Origin of the sequence: Zoogloea oryzae, assembly GCF_030161255.1 — a bacterium.
Lineage (GTDB): Bacteria > Pseudomonadota > Gammaproteobacteria > Burkholderiales > Rhodocyclaceae > Zoogloea > Zoogloea oryzae.
In genome coordinates this window covers 1-5,690 of record NZ_BSPX01000129.1, presented here as the reverse complement: position 1 = coordinate 5,690, position 5,690 = coordinate 1, and the positions used below count along the sequence as shown (strand labels likewise).

At 67.3% G+C, this 5,690-nt stretch carries 6 protein-coding genes; 5 read left to right on the top strand and 1 reads right to left on the bottom strand.

Features of this window, described 5'->3' with window-relative positions; translation table 11 throughout:
• Window positions 1-1,806 (bottom strand): proton-conducting transporter transmembrane domain-containing protein (locus QQK25_RS21945; RefSeq protein WP_306664100.1); only part of this gene is annotated, 1,806 nt, incomplete at its 3' end.
• 292 nt (window positions 1,807-2,098) lie between these two features.
• Between QQK25_RS21945 and QQK25_RS21940 the strand changes: the two genes are divergently transcribed.
• From QQK25_RS21940 to QQK25_RS21920, 5 genes are all read left to right on the top strand, one after another.
• Window positions 2,099-3,604, top strand: a complete 1,506-nt coding sequence (locus tag QQK25_RS21940) for an aromatic/alkene/methane monooxygenase hydroxylase/oxygenase subunit alpha (protein ID WP_284189873.1) — start codon at window positions 2,099-2,101, stop codon at window positions 3,602-3,604.
• Window positions 3,605-3,667: 63 nt separating this feature from the next.
• The gene (locus QQK25_RS21935) at window positions 3,668-3,928 is read left to right on the top strand and encodes a toluene-4-monooxygenase system B family protein (RefSeq protein WP_284189872.1); all 261 of its coding nucleotides are present in this window, start codon (window positions 3,668-3,670) and stop codon (window positions 3,926-3,928) included.
• A gap of 25 nt (window positions 3,929-3,953) precedes the next feature.
• Complete coding sequence (locus QQK25_RS21930; RefSeq protein WP_284189871.1) at window positions 3,954-4,289, top strand: monooxygenase system ferredoxin subunit; 336 nt, start codon at window positions 3,954-3,956, stop codon at window positions 4,287-4,289.
• A gap of 15 nt (window positions 4,290-4,304) precedes the next feature.
• Entirely contained in the window at window positions 4,305-4,619 is a 315-nt protein-coding gene (locus QQK25_RS21925) for an MmoB/DmpM family protein (RefSeq protein WP_153160042.1), read from the top strand.
• A 53-nt stretch (window positions 4,620-4,672) separates the two neighbouring features.
• Window positions 4,673-5,659 (top strand): aromatic/alkene monooxygenase hydroxylase subunit beta, encoded by a 987-nt coding sequence (locus QQK25_RS21920; RefSeq protein WP_284189870.1) that lies wholly within the window; start codon window positions 4,673-4,675, stop codon window positions 5,657-5,659.
• Window positions 5,660-5,690: the final 31 nt, after the last annotated feature.

Below are 5,690 nucleotides of genomic sequence, written 5' to 3'. Positions count from 1 at the left end.
ATCCACATCGCCCGACGCCGCCGGCAGATCAAGCCGCAGCAACCACGGCAGCAGCGCCAGCCCGGCGGCAGCCAGCAGCGTGGCGGTGTAGATCGGCAGGCGGCCGTGCTGGAGCGCGTTGGTCACCACACCGGCAACCTTGCCGAGCCCGGCCATCGCCCGCTCGAAGCCGCGCTGGCCGCTGGGCCCGCGGGACGGGTCGCGCCCGTGCAGCCCGCGCTCACGCTGCAGCCTGAAATACAGCCAGATACCACCCACGAAAGCCGCCGCGCTCATGGCCAGGGGCAGGTTGAAGCCGTGCCACAGGGCGATGCTCACATCGGGCATCGGCGCGCCGGTCACCGCGGGCACCGCCACCGCGAGCAGCGGGCCGAAGGTCTGCATGGGCATCAGCCCCACCGCCACGCACACCAGCACCAGCAGGTCCACGGGGATGCGCATCCACAGGGGCGGCTCGTGGGGCGTGCGGTCGAGGCCCACCGGCTCGCCGTGGAAGAAGGTGTCGTGGATGAAGCGGCTGGAATACGCCACCCCCAGCAGGCCCGCCAGCACCGCGCCAGTGGGCACCAGCCAGGCCAGCAGCGGATGACCCACCTCCAGCGCCTCGGCAAAGAACATCTCCTTCGACAGGAAGCCGTTGAGGAGCGGCACGCCGGCCATCGCGGCAGCGGCGGTGATCGCCAGCACCGACGTCCACGGCATGTAGCGGATCAGCCCGTTGATGCGGCGCAGATCACGGGTGCCGCACTCGTGGTCGATGATGCCGGCGGCCATGAACAGGCTGGCCTTGAAGGTGGCGTGGTTGAGGATGTGGAACACCGCCGCCACCACCGCCAGCTCGGAGCCCATCCCCAGCAGCAGGGTGATGAGCCCCAGGTGCGACAAGGTCGAGTAGGCCAGCAGGCCCTTCAGATCGTGCTGGAACACCGCGTACCACGCGCCCACCAGCAGCGTCGCCAGCCCGGCGAGGCTCACCGCGTAGAGCCACATCTCGCTGCCGGCCAGCACCGGGTAGAGCCGCGCCAGCAGGAAGACGCCGGCCTTCACCATCGTCGCCGAGTGCAGGAAGGCCGACACCGGCGTGGGCGCGGCCATCGCGTGGGGCAGCCAGAAGTGGAAGGGAAACTGGGCGCTCTTGGTAAAGGCGCCGAGGAGGATCAAGGCGAGGATCGCCGGGTACAGCGGATCGGCGCGCACCGCCGGGCCGGCGGCGAGCACCGCGTCGAGATCGAAACTGCCGGCCACCTGGCCCAGCAGGATCAGCCCGGCCAGCAGGCACAGGCCACCGCCAGCGGTAACGGTGAGCGCCATCCGCGCCCCCTGGCGGGCGTCCTCGCGATGGGTCCAGAACCCGATCAGCAGGAAGGACGCGACGCTGGTCAGCTCCCAGAACACCAGCAGCACGATCAGGTTGCCGGCCGTCACCACGCCCAGCATCGCCCCCGCAAAGGCCAGCAGATAGGCCAGGAAACGCGGCTCCGAATCCTCGGCCGACAGGTAGTAGTGGGCGTACAGCACCACCAGCGCGCCGATGCCCGAGACCATCAGGCAGAAGATCCACGCGAGGCCATCCACCCGCACGGTGTAGTCGATGCCGGCGAGCCACGGCGTGCTCACGCGCAGCAGCTCGCCAGCGAACATCGCCGGCCCCATGGCCACCGTGAAGGCGCCGGCCGCCAGCAGCACCGCAGCAGCGACGAGCGCCGACAGGCCGCGCCGGCTTGCGGGCAGCGCGCCCACGGCAAAGGCCGCCGCAAAAGGCAGCAGGGGCAGGAAGGGGAGGAAGTTCAGAACGCCGGGATGCACCGGCGGATGGTAGCAGCGTCGACGGAAACGGATAAGTCGGAAAAACCGGTTTGAGCCTGCGAAATTAGCTGCATCGACCCCGCCGCCACCGCGCCCGCCCGGCCATGACCGATGGGTTTGGTGCACGGCATCTAAACCATCGTCTAATTTTTGGACAGCCAAAATCTCGATAAATTGACCCCGAGTGGTTGAACGGCCCCCTGCCGCCGACCGGTCGATTCGGGCGAGCACTCTTCGCCCATACAAAAAAGGTGCCGCGCCGCACCTGCATTCCGATAAGGAGGAGACACCCATGGCCGTACTCAACCGGATGGACTGGTATGACCTCGCCAGAACCACCAACTGGACCCCCACCTACGTCAGCGAGGACGAGCTGTTTCCACCCATGCTGTCGGGCGAATTCGGGCTGCCGCTGTCGGCCTGGGAGAAATACGACGAGCCCTACAAGCAGACCTACCCCGAATACGTGAAGGTGCAGCGCGAGAAGGACGCCGGCGCCTACTCGGTGAAGGCCGCGCTGGAGCGCAGCCGCATCTTCGAGAACGCCGATCCGGGCTGGAAATCCGTGATGAAGGCCCACTATGGCGCCATCGCCCGGGGCGAATACGCCGCCGCCAGCGCCGAGGCCCGCATGATGCGTTTCTCCAAGGCGCCGGGCATGCGCAACATGGCCACCCTGGGCTGCATGGACGAGATCCGCCACGGCCAGATGCAGCTCTACTTCCCCCACGAGCACGTCTCGAAAGACCGCCAGATGGACTGGGCCTTCAAGGCCTACGACACCAACGAGTGGGCGATGATCGCCGCGCGGCACTTCTTCGACGACATCATGATGACCCGCGACGCCATCAGCGTCTCGATCATGCTCACCTTCAGCTTCGAAACCGGCTTCACCAACATGCAGTTCCTCGGCCTTGCCGCGGATGCCGCCGAAGCCGGCGACCACACCTTCGCCAACCTCATCTCCAGCATCCAGACCGACGAATCCCGCCACGCCCAGATCGGCGGCCCGGCGCTCAAGGTGCTGATCGAGAACGGCCACAAGGCCGAAGCCCAGAAGCGCGTGGACATCGCCGTGTGGGGCGCCTGGAAGCTGTTCTCGGTGCTCACCGGCCCGATCATGGATTACTACACGCCCCTCGAGCACCGCAAGCAGTCGTTCAAGGAGTTCATGGAGGAGTGGATCGTCGCCCAGTTCGAGCGGGCGCTGACCGACATGGGCCTCGACCTGCCCTGGTACTGGGACATCTTCCTGAAGGACATCAGCCAGACCCACCATGGCATGCACCTGGGCTCCTACTTCTGGCGCCCGACCCTGTGGTGGAACCCGGCCGCCGGCGTCACCCCCGACGAGCGCACCTGGCTCGAAGAGAAATACCCCGGCTGGAACGACACCTGGGGCCAGTGCTGGGACGTGTTCATCGACAACGTGGTGGACGGCAACATGGCGATGACCTACCCCGAGACCCTGCCCTACGTCTGCAACATGTGCCAGCTGCCCATCCTCGGCACGCCGGGCAAGGGCTGGAACGTCAAGGACTACCCGCTCGAATACAACGGCCGCCTCTACCACTTCGGCTCCGAGGTGGATCGCTGGGTCTTCGAGCAGGACCCGGAGCGCTACGCCGGCCACCTGTCGATCGTCGACCGCTTCCTGGCCGGAATGATCCAGCCGATGAACCTCGAAGGCGCGCTGGCCTACATGAACCTCGCGCCGGGCGAGATGGGTGACGACGCCCACAACTACGCCTGGGCCGAGGTCTATCGCGCCCTGCGCGCCAACCGCAAGGCCGGCTGAGGCCAGCGCCCATTCCACCCGGCGCCGCTGCGCGCCGGGCAACCCGACACCCGGAGATTCCCCATGGCCCTCTTCCCCCTCACCTCCAACTTTGAAGGCGACTTCGTGCTGCAGCTGGTCGCCGTCGACACCGACAACACCATGGACGAAGTGGCCGCCGCCGCCGCCGTCCATTCGGTCGGCCGCCGCGTGCGCGCCCGTCCTGGCCACATCCTGCGCGTCCGCCAGCAGGGCGCCACGGACTTCCTGCCGCGCGACCTCAAGGTTGCCGACGCCGGCCTCAAGCCCACCGAGACCATCGAGATCATCTGGCAGGCCGCCTGAGCCCGCCCCGCACCCGGAGCACGACATGAGCTTTACCAAGGTATGCACCGTCGACGACGTGTGGGAAGGCGAGATGGCCCCCTTCACCGTCAATGACCACGAGATCGTGCTGGTGTGCGCCGAAGGCGGTGAGATCGCCGCCTTCCAGGGCGTCTGCCCGCACCAGGACATCGCCCTCGCCGAAGGCCAGTTCGACGGCAAGAAGCTGATCTGCCGCGCCCACCTGTGGCAGTTCGACGCCAGCAGCGGCAAGGGCATCAACCCCGACGACTGCGCCCTCGCCAAGTACCCGGTGCGCATCGACGGCGACGACATCTACGTGAGCACCGAAGGCGTCGAACCGCTCTTCGCCCACAGCTGAACCCAGGAGAACCCCATGAGCACAACCAGCTCCGCGCAGGCCTATCACAACAACCTGGTCGGCCCGGTGATGCGCGCCGGCGACCTGGCCCAGGCCGTCATCGAGGCCGCCAAGGTCGACAACCCCGGCAAGGAAGTCTTCGTGGATGACAAGCGGGCCTACATCCGCATCCACACCGAACACGAAATGATCCTGCGCCAGGCCACCATCGAAGAAGAACTCGGCCGCCCCTTCCGCATGAACGATCTGGAAGTGGACCTCAGCTCCTTCGCCGGCCAGATCGAGAGCCGCGACGACTCGGTGCGCTTCTACTTCGCCAAGAAGCTCTGAGCGCGCCCGCAACACAGCACACAAGACAAGACAGAACACCGGAGGAGACAACCATGACCGAAGCCCAAGTGCTCAAGCCCCAGAAGACCTGGAGCCACCTCGCCGCCCGCCGCCGCAAGCCCAGCGAATACGAGATCGTCAGCGCCAACCTGCACTACAACGACCGCGACCCGAACGCGCCCTACGAGCTGTCGCCGGGCCTGTTCATGAACGAGTGGTACAAGAAGCACACCTTCGGCACCGCCCTCAAGCACGCCGACTGGAACGCCTTCCGCGATCCCGAGGAAGTCGTCTACCGCACCTACAACCTGATGCAGGACGGCCAGGAGACCTACGTCACCGGCCTGTTCGACCAGTTCAACCAGCGCGAGCACGACAAGGCCCTCGACCCGCGCTGGGCCGGCACCCTGGCCCGGCTGTACACGCCGGCGCGCTACCTCTTCCACACCCTGCAGATGGCCTCGGCCTACGTGGGTCAGGTGTCGCCCGCCAGCACCATCACCAACTGCAACTACTTCCAGATGGCCGACAGCCTGCGCTGGCTCAGCCACACCGCCTACCGCACCCGCGAGCTGTCCAACACCTTCAACGAAACCGGCTTCGGCCTTGACGAGCGCCGCTACTGGGAAGAAGACGCCGCCTGGCAGGGCTTCCGCGAGCTGATGGAGCGCGCCCTCACGGTGTGGGACTGGGGCGAGGCCATCGTCGTCCTCAACCTCATCGCCAAGCCAGCCATCGAGGAATCGGTGCTGCGCCGCCTGGGCGAATCCGCCCGCCACAACGGCGACATGCTGCTGGCGCTCCTCACCGACGCCCAGCTCATCGACTCCGCCCGCCACCGCCGCTGGATCGCCGCCTTCGTGCGGATGGCCCTCGAAACCCCGGGCAACCAGGAGCTCATCCAGGGCTGGATCGCCAAGTGGGAGCCGCTCGCCGACAAGGCCATCGACGCCTATTGCGCGGCCCTGCCCGACGTGCCCGAAGCCGCCGCCTCGGCCCGCGCCGCCACCCGCGACTTCCGCCGGTCCCTCGGCCTGTAACCCACAGCGCGCGGGCGCGGCCAGCGCCGCC

What these genes read in the sequence shown, in the direction of transcription:
- QQK25_RS21920 (WP_284189870.1), top strand. Translation starts at nt 4,673, where the DNA reads ATGACCGAAGCCCAAGTGCTCAAGCCCCAGAAGACCTGGAGCCACCTC.
- QQK25_RS21925 (WP_153160042.1), top strand. Translation starts at nt 4,305, where the DNA reads ATGAGCACAACCAGCTCCGCGCAGGCCTATCACAACAACCTGGTCGGC.
- QQK25_RS21930 (WP_284189871.1), top strand. Translation starts at nt 3,954, where the DNA reads ATGAGCTTTACCAAGGTATGCACCGTCGACGACGTGTGGGAAGGCGAG.
- QQK25_RS21940 (WP_284189873.1), top strand. Translation starts at nt 2,099, where the DNA reads ATGGCCGTACTCAACCGGATGGACTGGTATGACCTCGCCAGAACCACC.
- QQK25_RS21935 (WP_284189872.1), top strand. Translation starts at nt 3,668, where the DNA reads ATGGCCCTCTTCCCCCTCACCTCCAACTTTGAAGGCGACTTCGTGCTG.